Source organism: Paenibacillus sp. FJAT-27812 (assembly GCF_001273905.1).
Taxonomy (GTDB): domain Bacteria; phylum Bacillota; class Bacilli; order Paenibacillales; family Paenibacillaceae; genus Pristimantibacillus.
The window spans coordinates 4,604,283-4,619,014 of the sequence record NZ_LIGH01000001.1 but is presented as its reverse complement, the minus strand read 5'-3'; the positions used below and the strand labels follow the sequence as shown (position 1 = coordinate 4,619,014).

At 42.8% G+C, this 14,732-nt stretch carries 17 protein-coding genes and 1 pseudogene; 9 read left to right on the top strand and 9 right to left on the bottom strand.

What is annotated here, in order from left to right; translation table 11 throughout:
- Nucleotides 1–144: 144 nt before the first annotated feature.
- The 3 genes from ADU23_RS19060 to ADU23_RS19050 form a co-directional block, all read right to left on the bottom strand.
- Nucleotides 145–588 (bottom strand): cell wall hydrolase, encoded by a 444-nt coding sequence (locus ADU23_RS19060; RefSeq protein ID WP_053375178.1) that lies wholly within the window; start codon nucleotides 586–588, stop codon nucleotides 145–147.
- Between the two features lie 568 nt (nucleotides 589–1,156).
- Entirely contained in the window at nucleotides 1,157–2,512 is a 1,356-nt protein-coding gene (locus tag ADU23_RS19055; protein WP_053375177.1) for a dipeptidase, read from the bottom strand.
- Nucleotides 2,513–2,677: 165 nt separating this feature from the next.
- On the bottom strand, nucleotides 2,678–3,571 hold the full coding sequence (locus ADU23_RS19050; protein WP_053375176.1) for an AraC family transcriptional regulator: 894 nt from the start codon (nucleotides 3,569–3,571) through the stop codon (nucleotides 2,678–2,680).
- A gap of 232 nt (nucleotides 3,572–3,803) precedes the next feature.
- On the opposite strand from ADU23_RS19050, the gene ADU23_RS19045 reads away from it, so the two are divergent.
- From ADU23_RS19045 to ADU23_RS19025, 5 genes are all read left to right on the top strand, one after another.
- Nucleotides 3,804–4,655 (top strand): aldo/keto reductase, encoded by an 852-nt coding sequence (locus ADU23_RS19045; RefSeq protein WP_053375175.1) that lies wholly within the window; start codon nucleotides 3,804–3,806, stop codon nucleotides 4,653–4,655.
- Nucleotides 4,656–4,778: 123 nt separating this feature from the next.
- The gene (locus ADU23_RS34275) at nucleotides 4,779–5,096 is read left to right on the top strand and encodes an MFS transporter (RefSeq protein ID WP_053375174.1); all 318 of its coding nucleotides are present in this window, start codon (nucleotides 4,779–4,781) and stop codon (nucleotides 5,094–5,096) included.
- Between the two features lie 366 nt (nucleotides 5,097–5,462).
- A complete protein-coding gene (locus ADU23_RS19035; protein WP_053375173.1) occupies nucleotides 5,463–6,644 on the top strand; it encodes an MFS transporter in 1,182 nt (393 codons plus the stop codon).
- Nucleotides 6,645–6,657: 13 nt separating this feature from the next.
- Nucleotides 6,658–7,116, top strand: coding sequence for a heme-binding protein (locus tag ADU23_RS19030; protein WP_053375172.1), 459 nt, complete (start codon nucleotides 6,658–6,660; stop codon nucleotides 7,114–7,116).
- Between the two features lie 285 nt (nucleotides 7,117–7,401).
- The gene (locus tag ADU23_RS19025) at nucleotides 7,402–8,136 is read left to right on the top strand and encodes an IclR family transcriptional regulator (protein ID WP_053375171.1); all 735 of its coding nucleotides are present in this window, start codon (nucleotides 7,402–7,404) and stop codon (nucleotides 8,134–8,136) included.
- A 44-nt stretch (nucleotides 8,137–8,180) separates the two neighbouring features.
- Here the strand turns inward: ADU23_RS19025 and ADU23_RS19020 are convergent, their stop codons facing one another.
- From ADU23_RS19020 to ADU23_RS34260, 4 genes are read right to left on the bottom strand one after another with little or no spacing between them, the layout of a single operon-like run.
- Complete coding sequence (locus ADU23_RS19020; RefSeq protein WP_231637488.1) at nucleotides 8,181–8,723, bottom strand: hypothetical protein; 543 nt, start codon at nucleotides 8,721–8,723, stop codon at nucleotides 8,181–8,183.
- Between the two features lie 48 nt (nucleotides 8,724–8,771).
- A complete protein-coding gene (locus ADU23_RS34270; RefSeq protein WP_442950653.1) occupies nucleotides 8,772–9,116 on the bottom strand; it encodes a GyrI-like domain-containing protein in 345 nt (114 codons plus the stop codon).
- A gap of 5 nt (nucleotides 9,117–9,121) precedes the next feature.
- Nucleotides 9,122–9,352: a hypothetical protein gene (locus ADU23_RS34265; RefSeq protein ID WP_442950614.1), complete on the bottom strand. Its 231-nt coding sequence runs from the start codon at nucleotides 9,350–9,352 to the stop codon at nucleotides 9,122–9,124.
- Nucleotides 9,340–9,633 carry a helix-turn-helix transcriptional regulator gene (locus ADU23_RS34260; RefSeq protein ID WP_442950613.1) on the bottom strand — a complete coding sequence of 98 codons (294 nt, stop codon included), beginning with the start codon at nucleotides 9,631–9,633 and terminating at the stop codon, nucleotides 9,340–9,342. Before ADU23_RS34260 ends, ADU23_RS34265 begins: the two co-directional genes overlap by 13 nt.
- Before the next feature lie 618 nt (nucleotides 9,634–10,251).
- On the opposite strand from ADU23_RS34260, the gene ADU23_RS19005 reads away from it, so the two are divergent.
- From ADU23_RS19005 to ADU23_RS18995, 3 genes are all read left to right on the top strand, one after another.
- A complete protein-coding gene (locus ADU23_RS19005) occupies nucleotides 10,252–11,337 on the top strand; it encodes a hypothetical protein (protein WP_053375169.1) in 1,086 nt (361 codons plus the stop codon).
- Nucleotides 11,338–11,350: 13 nt separating this feature from the next.
- A complete protein-coding gene (locus ADU23_RS19000; RefSeq protein WP_053375168.1) occupies nucleotides 11,351–11,659 on the top strand; it encodes a hypothetical protein in 309 nt (102 codons plus the stop codon).
- A 456-nt stretch (nucleotides 11,660–12,115) separates the two neighbouring features.
- Entirely contained in the window at nucleotides 12,116–12,301 is a 186-nt protein-coding gene (locus tag ADU23_RS18995) for a hypothetical protein (RefSeq protein WP_053375167.1), read from the top strand.
- A 168-nt stretch (nucleotides 12,302–12,469) separates the two neighbouring features.
- Here the strand turns inward: ADU23_RS18995 and ADU23_RS18990 are convergent, their stop codons facing one another.
- On the bottom strand, nucleotides 12,470–13,393 hold the full coding sequence (locus tag ADU23_RS18990; protein WP_053375166.1) for a ketopantoate reductase family protein: 924 nt from the start codon (nucleotides 13,391–13,393) through the stop codon (nucleotides 12,470–12,472).
- A 148-nt stretch (nucleotides 13,394–13,541) separates the two neighbouring features.
- Here ADU23_RS18990 and ADU23_RS18985 point away from each other — a divergent pair, with 148 nt between their 5' ends.
- On the top strand, nucleotides 13,542–14,093 hold the full coding sequence (locus tag ADU23_RS18985) for a TetR/AcrR family transcriptional regulator (protein ID WP_053375165.1): 552 nt from the start codon (nucleotides 13,542–13,544) through the stop codon (nucleotides 14,091–14,093).
- Nucleotides 14,094–14,218: 125 nt separating this feature from the next.
- Here the strand turns inward: ADU23_RS18985 and ADU23_RS18980 are convergent.
- Nucleotides 14,219–14,732: pseudogene (locus ADU23_RS18980) on the bottom strand (transposase); the annotation flags it as partial.

The following is a 14,732-nucleotide window of genomic DNA, read 5'->3' as shown; positions in this document are numbered from 1 at the left end:
TAATAAATAATGCCCGCAATATAAGAAAACCCAAAAAAGCCACGATTTACGCGGCATTAAATGAGTTATAATTCTTGTCAACCGACACATAGCTGTGATAAGTCAGGTTAAAAGATCCTTTATGAACTCTTTTCGTTTATAAAATTAAACCGTATTATAAATATTTTCACATTCTTTCACGGTCGGTTGATAAAAACAGTGCTTCTTCCATCGTCCTACGAGCGGCTGATCATACCAAGTTGCCGGACATGGTCCGGGATTTTCGAACGATCCTGGACGGAAATACCATAGGGAGAATTCGCCTGGCCAATTCCGCTCCCCATTTACAGCCCGTTGCGCCAGACGGCGTTCCCTCTCTCTTGCGTTTTGATAGTACATACCATGTTGCAACGCTTCGAACGCATGCGGCTGGTTGATCATTTGGGGAATTGTCCGGATATCTTTAAAATCGGAGCAATTCCCTCTTATTCGGTTAATGCCAACATTTCCAACAAGAAGCATGCCCATTTCGCCTTCGGTCTCAGCTTCAGCTCTAAGCAACCTTGCCAACATATCAATATCCTGTTTCCTGCTTTTTACGACTGCCATTGCCTCACCTCTTTAGATTTCTAGACTCATCATATTGTAGGTGAAGCGGATGTGTGACTCTGGCAAAAGAAAGAGCGATAATAAATAGCCGTTCCATCACACTCTTCTGCCCTTCAGGTATGGAACTATCGTGTCCAGTTAGCTTAATGAACGATATTTTTGAACCTCAGCTTAACTTTCCATATTAATACTAAAATTGTTATTGCGAAAACAAATGCAATGATCAGAAAATATTGGTTTTTCCATTCGGGTTCAGTTAATCGGTCTAAGGGTTGAATATCTTTGCTCACGTCAATTTTTGTTCAATGCTTGGATTACTGCAACTACATGCAAATACCACATTAGGTCGTAGTACACTTATACTGACTATAATACAAATAAATAAAACTACAGCTAAGATTTTTTTCATTCAAACTGTCACCCCACCCCCGTTTGTGCAGTCGAAAATATAGATGCAATATGGAAATAATTGTTACACTAACCTGCCCATCTCCAGTCTTTATTTTCGTTTAACAGCCTGATGGTCAAAAAAAAATCGCGAAGCCAGCTGCTTCGCGATTTTTCATGCCTATAACCGCTTCAGGAACGATATGATCGTCAGAAGCCCATTATCGAAATTGCTCAGGTTAAAATGCTCGTTCGGCGCATGCAGATTCTCGTCCGGAAGACCAAAGCCCATCATAACGACAGGAGCCGCCAGTTCGCGGGAGAAGGTTTCGACGATCGGAATCGATCCTCCGTCTTTCGTGAACAGCGCTCGCGTGCCGTAGACGTCTTCGTAAGCATCCGCAGCCAGCTGCAGCATCCGGTCGGAAGGATCGATGTTGAAAGCGCGGGCCTGCTCGCCGTCTTTGACTTGCAGCTTCGCACCGGGCTGAACATGCTTCTGCAAATGCCGTTTAATCTTGTCCAAAATGTCCTGCGGGTCCTGGTCTCCAACAAGGCGGCAGGTGATCTTGGCATGCGCCTCTTTCGGAATGACCGTCTTGGTGCCTTCGCCCTGAAATCCGCCGTAAACGCCGTTCAGCTCAAGCGTCGGCCTTGCTCCAACCCGCTCCACAAAGGAGAAGTCTTCTTCGCCGTACAATGCGTCAAGACCAAGACTTGCCTTCAATTGATCTTCATCCAGCATCTGCTTGGCAAACTCTTCTTTCATAAGCGGTGAAAGCTCTGGCACGCCTTCATAGAATCCTTCGACGCTTACGCCGCCCCGATCATCATGCAAAGTCGCAAGCAATGAGACCAGGGCATGAAGCGCGTTGGGAACGCCTCCGCCAAATGTTCCGGAGTGCAAATCGGTATTCGCGGTGTTCACGGTGACCTCAAGCGAACACAACCCACGAAGTCCCGTACTGATGGCGGGCTTGCCCGGCTCGATCAGCGATGTGTCCGAAATCAAGACGACGTCAGTCGCCAGCTTGTCCCGATTCGTCGCCAAGAAAGGGGGAAGGCTCCGGCTGGAAACCTCTTCTTCGCCTTCGATGCACAGCTTGATATTGACCGGAAGCTGCTGTTCTAGCTTCAATATAGCTTCTATCGCTTTGATATGTAGAAAAACCTGGCCTTTATCGTCCGTAGCGCCCCGCGCGTACAGCTTGCCGTCCCGGATGTCCGGCTCGAAGGGAGGCGTCGTCCACAAATGCAGCGGATCGACTGGCTGCACGTCGTAATGGCCGTAAACAAGCACGGTAGGTTTGCCGGGAGCATGAAGATGATCGGCATACACGATCGGGTGTCCGTCGGTTTGATGCACTTCCACATTCTCGAGGCCTGCGCGGGTGAGTGCGTCCGCAAGCCAATCGGCCGCTTTGTTCATATCCGCTTTATGCTCGGACAGGGCAGATATGCTCGGGATGGACAACCATTGCTTTAGCTCGTCCAATTGCTGTTCCCTTACGTTTTGAAAATAGGTTTTATAACTCATCGGTGATTTCATCCTCCCATTTCATTCATATCCATATCATATACCTTCGCCACGCAAAGATACCAGAGACTCGGCGTAATTTGTTGGCGTGAACGGAATAACGAAGTATCTTCTACGAACGCAATTGCACCTTGCTAAAGTCCGTAAAGGAACTCCCTAAGCTTTTTATGCTCTCAACCGCTTTATATCTTGTCTTGGCGGAAAGCCAAACATCCTGGAATATTCGCGGCTGAATTGCGAGGGGCTTTCATAGCCAACACGAAATGCCACATCAGTGGCATCTGCTGACTCGGTTAAAAGCAGGCGGCGGGCTTCCTGGAGCCTCAATTGTTTTTGGAACTGAATAGGGCTCATAGCCGTTACTTCTTTAAATCGCCTATGAAACGAAGAGACACTCATATTCGCTATATCGGCAAGCTCCTCTATCCGCGTAGAACGATCATAATGAGTCATGATGTGCGCAATAACCTCTCTGATTTGAAAGATTGAGCTCCCCTCCATTACAATCTGTTCTAAAACACTTCCATTCTCACCTTCCAACACCCAATATAAAATCTCCTTCGTAAATAATGGAGCAAGCACCGGAATGGTTTTGGGATTATCTAGCAAACGAGCTAACCGGAGAACCGCATCCAACAAAGACGAATCGATCTGGCTGACAAACATGGCCCTCTTAAGATCTGCTTTCGGATTCACCTGTTTTTCAGATTCATGTAGGACCTCTAAGATTTGGCTGGGCGTAAATTCAAGTTTGAAACCTAAATAAGGAGCCTCCGGTGCCGCTTCTGTGACTTGGGCTGTAACCGGCAAGTGAACGAATGCCACAAGGTAATCAGACGGACTGTATTTAAAGCGCTCCTGTGCCAGCCATACCTCCTTCGCACCTTGGACCACCATACATAAGGAAGGCTTGTAAACGCCATGACTTGGCAAGCCAGCATTTGAGACACGGATGAAAAATAAAGATGAAATAGCGGTGGGATGAACACCGTCTTTTTCTGAATAACGCTCAATGATTTTGGCGAGTTCATCTTGCTGTTTCATAATTATTTCAGACATTGGCCCCTCCCACTTCGTTATTTATAGTTCGATTATAGCCTATATTCATTTGATACATAAGTGGTCGTGAGAGGATTAGGCAAACATTAGACACGAATGGGATAACGTTCTCTTTTTCATCCGGTGCATAATAAGGGTGTAATTGGCGAGCATACCATTCATCATTAGATAAGCTGCTTGCTCAATTTTGGCTCCCTGTACTTACACTTTAAAAATACTGGAGGGTTTTATCGTGCAAAAAGTAATTCTAAACAATGGTGTAGAGATGCCTATACTCGGTTTTGGTGTTTTTCAAATTGCAGACGCAAATGAATGTGAACAAAGTGTTCATGACGCTATTATGTCAGGATATCGTCTGATTGATACTGCTGCCTCTTATCTAAACGAAGAAGCGGTTGGCAGAGCGATTAAACGGAGTGGAGTCGCAAGAGATGAGTTATTTATCACTACGAAACTGTGGGTTCAGGATACCGGTTATGAGCGTACAAAAAATGCATTTGAAAGATCGCTAAAAAGATTGCAACTTGACTATCTGGATTTATATTTAATTCATCAGCCTTTTGGCGATGTGCATGGCTCCTGGCGCGCTATGGAGGAGTTGTATCGTGAAGGTAAGGTCCGTGCAATTGGCGTAAGTAACTTTCACGAGGATCGTCTAATCGATTTGATTATTCATAATGAAGTCGTTCCTGCCGTTAATCAAGTGGAAACACACCCCTTCAACCAGCAAATCGAAAACGCAACATTCATGATGGAGAACAATGTTCAGATCGAAGCTTGGGCGCCTTTTGCTGAAGGGAAAAATAATTTGTTTCAGAATGAAGTATTGGTAACGATAGCTGAAAAGTATAATAAATCCGTTGCCCAGGTTGTTTTGCGTTGGCTAACACATAGAGAAGTCGTTGTAATACCAAAATCGGTTCGTAAAGAAAGAATTATAGAAAACTTCAATATCTTCGATTTCGAATTAGACAAAGAGGATATGGAGTCGATTGCCGCGCTCGATACGAAACAGAGCCTATTCTTTTCACATCGGGATCCAGAAATGGTGAAATGGATCGGTACCCGGAAGCTTGATATCTAACTATCTTCGGGAAGGTCGATCAAAGGGTACCGTGTACTCGTCTTCTGCATTGCTGATGATCGGGATCGGTATATCGATTACAATGCCGTATCTCCCCCTGTGATATCGAATCACACTCTCTTGATGATGTGCAGTGTTATCGCGGTCTTCTACTTCTACGTCTTGATTCTATCGAATGATCCGATGCAGCTGATCATAGCACAGCCTCTGCAGGCAACGTTTGTGGCGATCGTGATGGGCAATGGACTCCGTTATTTCACGGATATGCTGCCGGATTCACCGGGAATAGCCACAACGCTTTATACTAACGCATTCACTATCGGTAGGCTTATAGGAACGCTTGGCAGTGGTATCATTGCCCCGTTTATAGGATTTCGGTCTGTTTATTGGGTAATGTCTGGTGATTGTAATTCTTTCATTAGTCTTGTTATGGAGAACTAGACCGCATGTGGGTGAAGGAGTGCGGTTACCAATTAGTTGAATCACTAATAAAGATCAACGATTCAACGTCGAATGGGAAGGATCATTTGTTTAGAAATAAATGCTATTAATACTATTGCGTTAAGCATTAAAAAGCTGCCATATTACATGGTAGCTTTTATCTTTTTAAAACGATTTAATCAGGCTTCCATCAATCGTGAGCTCTCCGTACTAATTCACCTCAACTCCCTTTTCGATCTCTTGCATCCAGCCGTTTCTAGTTTTTTTATAATCGAAAAAGATTTCTATAATAGAAACTTTTTTTCATTTTTTTGAACTTTTTTAACTTCTCTCTTAATATCAGGCTTATATAAGGGAGGTGAATTTATGAACTCAAAAATCTATGTTGCATTGATTTCACTTGCGGTGAGTGCTTTTGCCATTGGAACGACAGAATTTGTTATTGTCGGCCTCCTGCAAGAAGTAGCCGCCGATCTCGGGATAACCGTTACGAAAGCAGGGACGCTTATTTCTGGGTATGCAGTGGCCATCGCGATTGGCACGCCAGTAGTGGTGGTATTTACCGGAAAGCTCCCCAAAAAAGGATACCTGATATTCCTGATGCTCGTGTTCACTGCCGGGAATGTCCTGTCCACTTTAGCTCCATCTTATACGGTACTGCTTATTTCAAGAGTAATTACTGCGGTTGCGCATGGTGTTTTCTTCGCCGTTGCAGCTACAGTGGCCGCAGATATGGTCCCGACTACAAAAAAAGGGACCGCTATCTCCATCATGTTCACCGGCTTAACCGTCGCTACCATTCTTGGAGTGCCTCTAGGCACTTATATCGGACAGCAATTTGGATGGCGTTTGACATTTGTCGCAGTTGCCGGGTTGGGGCTGATAGCCTTGCTGGTCAACCTCATAGCGGTAGAAAAAGTCCAACGTTCAAAGCACTCGCCGACATTGAAGGATGTGGGTAGCTTAATCGTCAACCCCCGGATCATTATGGCTTTGTTGATGACGGTACTCGGTTTCGGAGCGACCTTTGCCTTATTTACGTATATATCTCCTATTCTGGAAGAGATCAGCGGGTATTCCGCCTCGTCCATTTCATGGCTCCTGCTGGTTTACGGTGTTGCAGTGGCCATCGGTAATATTATCGGGGGGAAATTAGCAAACGGGCATCCTGTAAAGGCACTGCGGTTCGTGTTTCTGATTCAGGCAATTGCCCTGTTGTTGCAAATATGGCTGCTGCCCAGCAAGACGCTCAGCATTCTGTCACTCATATTGATGGGCTTGTTCGCATTTATAATGTCTCCCGGCGTACAGGCTTACATTTTAATACTTGCTGAGAAGCTGGTGCCCTCTGCTAAGGAACTGGCTTCTGCACTCAACATATCTGCTTTTAATATCGGGATCGCTGTTGGTTCCACTCTGGGCGGGGTTGCGGTAGAACAAATGCATATCATGGACACAGCTTGGATCGGAGCAATTATGGCTGGATTTGCCTCTTTTCTGGCCGTAATAAACTACATGCTGGATAAGAAACAAAATATATTTCGTTAAGGAGAGAGAATAAATGAATTTGAATGAATTGGACCGCGTGGAGCAAGATTTAGAATTTATAACGTTTAGCCATCAGGATGCCCTTGCACTTGGAAACCGGATTGTTCAATATGCCCGAGAAAACAATGCAGCAGTGGCCGTTCATATCGAACGTAACCGAGTTCCCGTGTTTACACATCTGATGGATGGTACCTCGGAGGAAAACTACGTTTGGTTATTTCGCAAAAAACGGATCGTCGATCATTATAGCCGTAGTTCTGCCTACATTGAAGAACGCTTTATCCAAAGTGGAGCTTCTCATGCTGAACACTCATTGCTGCCCGCAGCAGACTATCAAGCGGTAGGCGGATCTTTTCCCATACGGGTCAAAAATGTTGGCGTGGTCGGGTCAGTTACAGTCGGAGGATTGACCGGCGAGTTGGATCATGCTTATGCGGTTGAGGGCATTCGCCTATTTTTGCTAGGAAAGTGATGTTATGGAGTAGGGTGAAAATAAACTCGGAATTATTATTTCATAGAAATTACACCAAGTTCTATAATGAATTCAGCGTCCGGAAAATATTCGGGAGGGTTGGGCGTAAAGCGCTTGCCCTCTCTTTTCGTTCTTGATTGGTTCATTATGTATCGAAAACACATCAAAATTAAGGAGGAAGAATAGTATACACGGGTGAAGATCAAGATATAAACTTAAACAATAACTTTTAAATCCATCCTTTTAGGATTATATGATCGAACAAAGATGCTTTGAGGTGAAGCAATGGATCAATATGAGGTTGCGACCCTAAAAAAAGGGCTGCTCATTCTTGACGCGCTGCAGCAAGGGGAACCCCTGAGATTGACAGACATTATGCGCCAGTTTAATCTGAACAAATCAACAACCTTTCGTCTGTTGTATACACTCGAGAAGACTGGTTTTATTCAAAAAGATGGGAATACTTACAAAGCCTCTGAATTAAGAAGGACTTATTCTTCATCTGTTAACACCAACCTTAATTGGCTGGTTGTGCCTTCCCTACATCAATTAGCGCAGGAGATTGGCGAAACCGCTTATATCGGTGTTTTGCACGGAATGAATGTCATGACGGTCCAGGTAGTCGAGGGGAATCATGCCATACGCAGCCATTCTCGTGTTGGTGATTCTGCTTATGCCCATCTGAGTGCCTTTGGGAAGGTAATCCTAGCGCACCTGAGTGATGAACAGCTAAATAAAATGCTTAATCACCTTACCTTGCACAAAGCAACAAAACATACCTTTGACGACAATCATTTGTTAAAAGAGCATCTAAACGTAATACGCCAGCAAGGATACGCCATTGATGATGAAGAAACAGAAATAGGTTTGCGCTGCATCGCTGCACCAATCTTTTATAAAGGAAACGTAATCGCGGCGGTAGCCATATCCGGCCCTGCCGTCCGATTAAACCGGAAAAGAGACCGTGCTGTAAGCAAAAGATTAAGGGAGTGCAGTGCTCAGATATCCGGTCTGCTTTGAGCCTTAGCATCACACAATTCATAAATAAATGATAATGAACTTCCCTATTGCATACCTGCCAAATTCACGAGACGCAGACTTTTTAGCATGTCAAGAACGAGCCGTATACGTGCACTATTATTCATTGGACGGACAAAAGAGGAAGGGAGCTGCCACTTACTGGAATGACGGTGCAAAGCTGCCGTCATCTCAGCGGTGGATTTCAATTCTTGCTCGTTCGTGAAGTATGGTTTTTGCTCGCCTGCCACCCAACTGAGCATTATACAATAAACTTCGTCCACTTGCGTGACATACGACGCTTGCTGATTGCGTTTTGGCTCAGGGATAGTAAGACTATTAACACGATTAAGCGCATCCAGCCATACCAACTCAGAGTCCAGCACATCTCGGCGCGTCCATATCTTTTCAAGCGCACTGCTTTTAGATTTATGAACACGCAAGCTGTATAACAATCCACGATTATCTTCAATTTTAAAAACCGCTGCACCACTTTGAGCTATTGGCGATACGGATACAACGTTTATATCGTACTGTGCAAGCGCATGTTGTGCAATGATTGCATGATCCATTCTGTTCTCGCTTTCCATAGGGAATCGCCCCTAACACTAAGGTGAATTTGGTACTGCGCACACGACTCACTTTTTAACGACAGGGATCCAAACTCCCATTTCGTACATACCGTTGCCTCTATCATAGGTCATTTCAAACTCAGGGCCATTTGCGAATTGATAATCACAGGTCGGAAACCATTCTCCCCAAATACGTCTCCACAAATCATGAATACCGCTTTGTCCGTCTGGGTTTAGGCCAGTTGAAAAAATAGCATACATTTGCGGGGGGATTTGAAGCTTTTTAAACCCTTGCGGCAAGCCAGTCTGAGGCAAGAAATAACCGATCATGTAGGAGAATCTCTCACCTTGGTTGTTGTATAAAACCGCATGGATCTGGCCATGTTCCCCCAAACCTGCGGCGGCACGGATTCGTTTTACGGTTCCGTCGGAAATGCACTTCTCCCAAAATTCAGGTATTCAATGAACGGATTCTCGCCATCGGCATTGACCAGAGTTGAAACGCCAAACATTTCAAAGGCTGGTTTTTCCTCGATTTTGTAATTTATCTCAACATCTCCTCGAATCGAAATATGAAAAGATAACCGAGGATAGGCCTTGAGTGTAACGCCTTTGTCGCGCGCTGACATTGGCATTAAACCGTGCATTTTTTGAACGCCCTAGAGAATGCCTCAGGCGATTCGTAACCGTACTTGAATGCCACATAGATAACCTTTATACCGCTATTTTGCAGTTCAAATGCGGCAAGGGTAAGCCGCCTGCACCGAATATACTCCGCCATCGGAACATTAGTGATGAACGAAAACATGCGCTGAAAATGGTAAGTTGAGCAACAGGCAATTCTAGCTGCTTGGTCGTAATCGATTGCTTCAGACAGGTGTGATTCGACATATTCCATAGCATTGTTCATTCGGTCCAGCCAATCCATTCAGATCCTTCTTTCAAGTTTAATTATAGGTGAAGGCGGGAAATGGAACCTTGCAATCCTTGCACAAAAATATCATGGATGCCATTATCGAAACGCAAGTTAGAGCAAGTGATCATACAATTCCTATCACCACGCTCTACAGATCGTTTGATGGAGGCTACAAGTCTGAACACCTCAAAATTTATGAATAGCTGCGGATATATCGCCCATAATTTCTTCAAGCTATTCTTTTTGTACTTCCACATTGATTACTTCTTTCCTCTATTAAACAATGCCGATCGCCTTTAAGTACCAGTAATAGACGACATGAGGAAGAGCGAAAGAGCCTATCTTAATCCCCCTATTCATACTGATTCCGTTAATGCGTTGTTCCTCCCAAATAATGTCCACCGGAGTAAAGACAAATAGCTTTTGGCTTAAATGAATATCTCTCTCATAAAGCTTCAAAACACTCTTTCTATTGCTTCTTTTGGTTACTAAAATCCCTAACATAGCTGTGCATATATTCAGTGAATATACTTTTCTATTTGACTATTTTAAGTTTAATAGGTATTTGGAGTGTTTCTAATATTAGGCTTTTAAAATGATGAAAAAGCTTAATAACAAGGAGATGAAATGATGGGTAGATGCAATTGTCCTCCTGGACCTCCTGGACCTGAAGGAGCGCGAGGGCCCCAAGGACCACTAGCAGAAGGACCGCAATTACTTCAAGGACTTGGAGAAGCAATCGGAGCAACAGGAACTGCAGGAGCAACTGGGGCGACGGGAGCAATAGGGACAACCGGACCTACAGGTCCTGTCGAATCCATATCAGTCAATCGTATTTATGTAGCCAATTTCAATAGTAACAATGTTTCTGTGATTGATGGGGTAACGAATGCGGTGACTGCTGCCATTCCTGTTGGAGTAAATCCTGCGGGAGTAGGTGTCCATCCATTAACTAACCGAATTTATGTAGGAAATTTGACTAGTGGTGACGTTTCCGTAATTGATGGAATAACTAATACAGTGATTGCTACAGTCCCTACTGGGGATGGTGCAAGTTCAATCGGGGTTAATACTGCTACCAATGCCATATATGTAGCAAATTTTAATGATAGTACAGTCTCCGTAATTGACGGATTGACCAATACAGTGATTGCTACCATTATTCCTGTAGGAGATCTGTCTCTTCCAACAGGAGTAGGCGTCAATTCAATAACCAATCGTATTTATGTAGCAAATTTTAATTTTGATGTCGTTACGGTCATTAATGGAGCAACGAATGCCGTGATTACCCAAATTTCAGTTGGGGTTAACCCATTTAGAATAGGAATCAATCCATTAACAAATCAAATTTATGTATCAAATTTTTCGGGTAATAGTGTTTCTGTGATTGATGGAGTAACCAATACGGTGATTGCTACCGTTCCGGTCGGTACTACTCCAGGTGAAGTAGGAATTAATACATCAACGAACGCTATTTACGTACCGAATCGAGATACCGATAATGTTTCTGTGATTGGTGGATTAACAAATGTAGTGATTGCTACCATTCCAGTCGGGAATAATCCAAACGGAGTTGGAACCAACCTATTAACCAATCGTATTTATGCAACAAATCAGGATGATAATTCCGTTTCTGTGATTAATGGAGTAACCAATACAGTGATTGCGACCATTCCAGTGGGAGCTCGTCCATTCTCAATAGGAGTAAATCCGTAGGATGACTTAGGCAGTGGATAAAGAGGTACGGAACCTTGTTATAATCTTACAATGGGTGGTGATTGATATGATAGAAGTTACAACGATGGAAGATTTAATGGAACAGTTGTCAAACATGAACAAAGATAATTCTATATGTCAAGTTTTTATCCCCGGAAAAGGAATATTTACGATTGTATTGCAAGATGAAACCATTTATTCCCCTACATCAATTATTCAATCAAATCAGTATTTAAAACAAATCGTGGCTGAAAGTACGGGAGTAGAGAAAGAAGGGCGCGCTATCTCTTCAGCTGATTTAATGAGGAATCCTTTTTTTTAAGGAGATCGTGTTGCGATAAATTCTTTGTCATGATTTTCAAACAAGTGTTTTTCTAAGAGAACTATTATCTCATCAAAATAAGGCAAGTTGTATCCAAAATAAGGGTCTAGGTATTTAGCTAAGCAAAATAATATACTTCTTTTTTTCATCAATATTAGCAATTTTTAAGATTTCGCCGATTGCATCTGCACCTTTTTTTACAATGTCCTGATGCTTCTTAGTATAGGATATCAATATAACCACCACCTTATAATTATAACAATTGCATTAAACTAATCTGCCAGTTAGTTGAGCGAAGGGCTGCCACAAGGCAGCCCTTCGTCATTGAACTATAGTTCCCCGTTAGAATTCCTGTAGAGCGTTAATTTTGCGTTTTGCACAAAAACGAGCAACTCCGGTACGATGGGGTAGTCACGGGCCATAGCCCTTTAGCCATCTTAAGGAGGTCGCTCTATCTTGAGTTTTAAAGCTCAAGCCAAACAAAATCAACTGCTCGAACGCATTTCAACCCAGCACCTTGTCGTCGGCATCGATATCGCCCAGCAGTCCCATGTTGCTCGCGACGGGAGACAATTGTTCTCGGTTGCCCATTTTGACGGCTCTCGTTCTATTCAATCCGAGTTACGATTCATCCTCTGGTGAAATCCTGCGAATCAGCGAGCATTGATGAGAAAACTGTATTGTACCGAGGGAGTTTAGCCAAGGATGCTACGAAAAACTATATATTTCGATTTTCATATTCAGGTTAATGCCCAATTGAAGGGTTTAATGAAAAAAATTAAAAATCACCATAATATTTTAACAAAAAAATTACTGAACATGTATTTCCGATTTGATATCATTTTGACTTAAAAATTTCATTAAATCATTACTCAGCTGCACAATCTCATTGTTAGCATTATTCGCATAATCCGGCAACATCATATCTCTAACCATTTTAGTTCGTAGCCATGTCATAAAGAAAAGATCCAAAAATAAGTTTGGAAATTTAAGCACCATTTTAAGCATTGGTGGATCAATTGAAACGCCAGCTTTTTGTATTGCCCTTAGATACGCTTTTAAAGTGACTGTTATTTTGCGTGCCGTCTTTCTGGTTCTGACTGTTTTTTTGTCAATTATCTTATTCTCAGAATACAAAACGCTCATCATGGCAATGTCTGATACGGAATGTGTGATTAGATACGCTTGCATATCCTTTTTAATAACGTAGGGAAGCTTTGCTGTTTTAAATAATTTTGCGAGGTTTTCTATGCGTTCTGTCACTACACCATTCATTTCTCCAAATGCAGTTGCCACTATAATCTTTGGTAGAAATCGGGCATGCAAAACTCCATCTTTAATCTGTCCGCCGAAGCCGGGAAAGGCTGGTAAAAGTCTATCCCCTACGATATCCAGCCACGAAGAAAATCCAATTGAATTACTCGTCATCGTAACTATATTTTTGCTTTGATTATCTTTTAGCGCTAACAACGCTGATTCGGACCGATCATAACGAACGGTAACGAAAATAAAATCGTATACATCGTCATTTTCGAGCGTATCAATGACATTCACTTGTATCGATCTAACTGTACCTTTTTCTTTATATTGCAGGCCATTTTCTCTTAATGATTTAAATCTATTAGCATGTGCAAACAGGCTAACGTCAAACCCTGCTTCAATAAGCTTAATTGCGTACATGCTCCCGATGACACCTGCACCAAAAATTAAAATTCTATCTTGTTTTGCTGACATTAAAACCACCCCTACTTATTAACATTTCCTTTTGATTATCAGACAACATGTTGTATGATGTGATTATAAATCTTCATTATTCCTTGATCAACCATCAGTTTTTTATTATTTGTCGGATGATATTCTTATTCGCTAGTAGGAGGGAATCATGAAAAAGCAACCCCAAATAACGGAGAAAACAAGACAAAAGTTTGTAGAAGTTTTTTGTGAGTTATATAGCCAAAAGCCGATTGAGAAAATTTCGGTTCAGGAAATTGCGAATAACTCAGGATATAACCGCAGCACCTTTTATCAATACTTTACTGACATTTACGAATTGTTAGACTTTGTTGAGAATGACTTATTGAATGACATGAAAAAAGAATTGGCGAATAAAGAGCTATCGATGCATACGGTTCAAGATACGCTCTATTGCCTGGATAAAAGAGAACATCTCTTGGTTCTTAATGCCCTTTTAGGTGATTATGGAAGTGCCCGTTTTCTAAAACGCTTAAAAAAAGAAATCACTTTGAATCAATTAGAATTAAACGTTCCGCAAAACCATTCCTTAACGCCATACTTAATTGAGTTTTACCTGACAACTTCCCTTTCTTTATTTCGTCTTTGGCTCCAGCGTCAAAAGGATTTATCGTCAGAAGAATTTTTCAAGTTAGTGGAGAACCTATATTCAAGAGGGATTACGCCCTATTTTAAAGAATGAATCTGTCATTCAAACCAAATCCATATGTTGTATAACAATAAAAAAGCGCGCATAAGCTTGTTTACACTGCTTCAAGGCCTGCTCCAACTTCTCCTAGTGATCTGCGAGGCATCGCCGAGTTCCTACAACTCCTGTCCGCGGTGTTCCAGGTCTTCTTGCTTCTCCGTCTCTTCGATCGTGGTAAACAGCGTCTGTACTTTCTCTTGCAACTTCATCTTATTTTTAACGACGGCCTTTCCCCAAACGAACGTGTAGCGATTAGCGTTCGATGCTTCACATATTTTTCTTCCGCCAAAAATTGGAGAACAGCGGAAAACACCTTTTCAAGCACAGCTTTCATACGTTCAGAACGGAACCGGTTGATGGTACGAAAGTCGGGCCGTTGCCGGCCAGCAATCCACATAAACATTACATTTTCACGGACAGATTTGGCGATCTGACGTGAGGGGTAGATGCGCTGGGTGTAGGCATAGATAATGACTTTCGTTAACATTTTTGGGTGATAACTATCTCGGCCGCCGCCGGGATAAGCGTTGGCAAAGATGTGATCACTCAGACGGTTAACGGCAGTGTTCACGACACGAACGAGGTGATTTTCGGGGATATCTTCCGCCAAATCCATTGGCAGAGTAAGTTGGT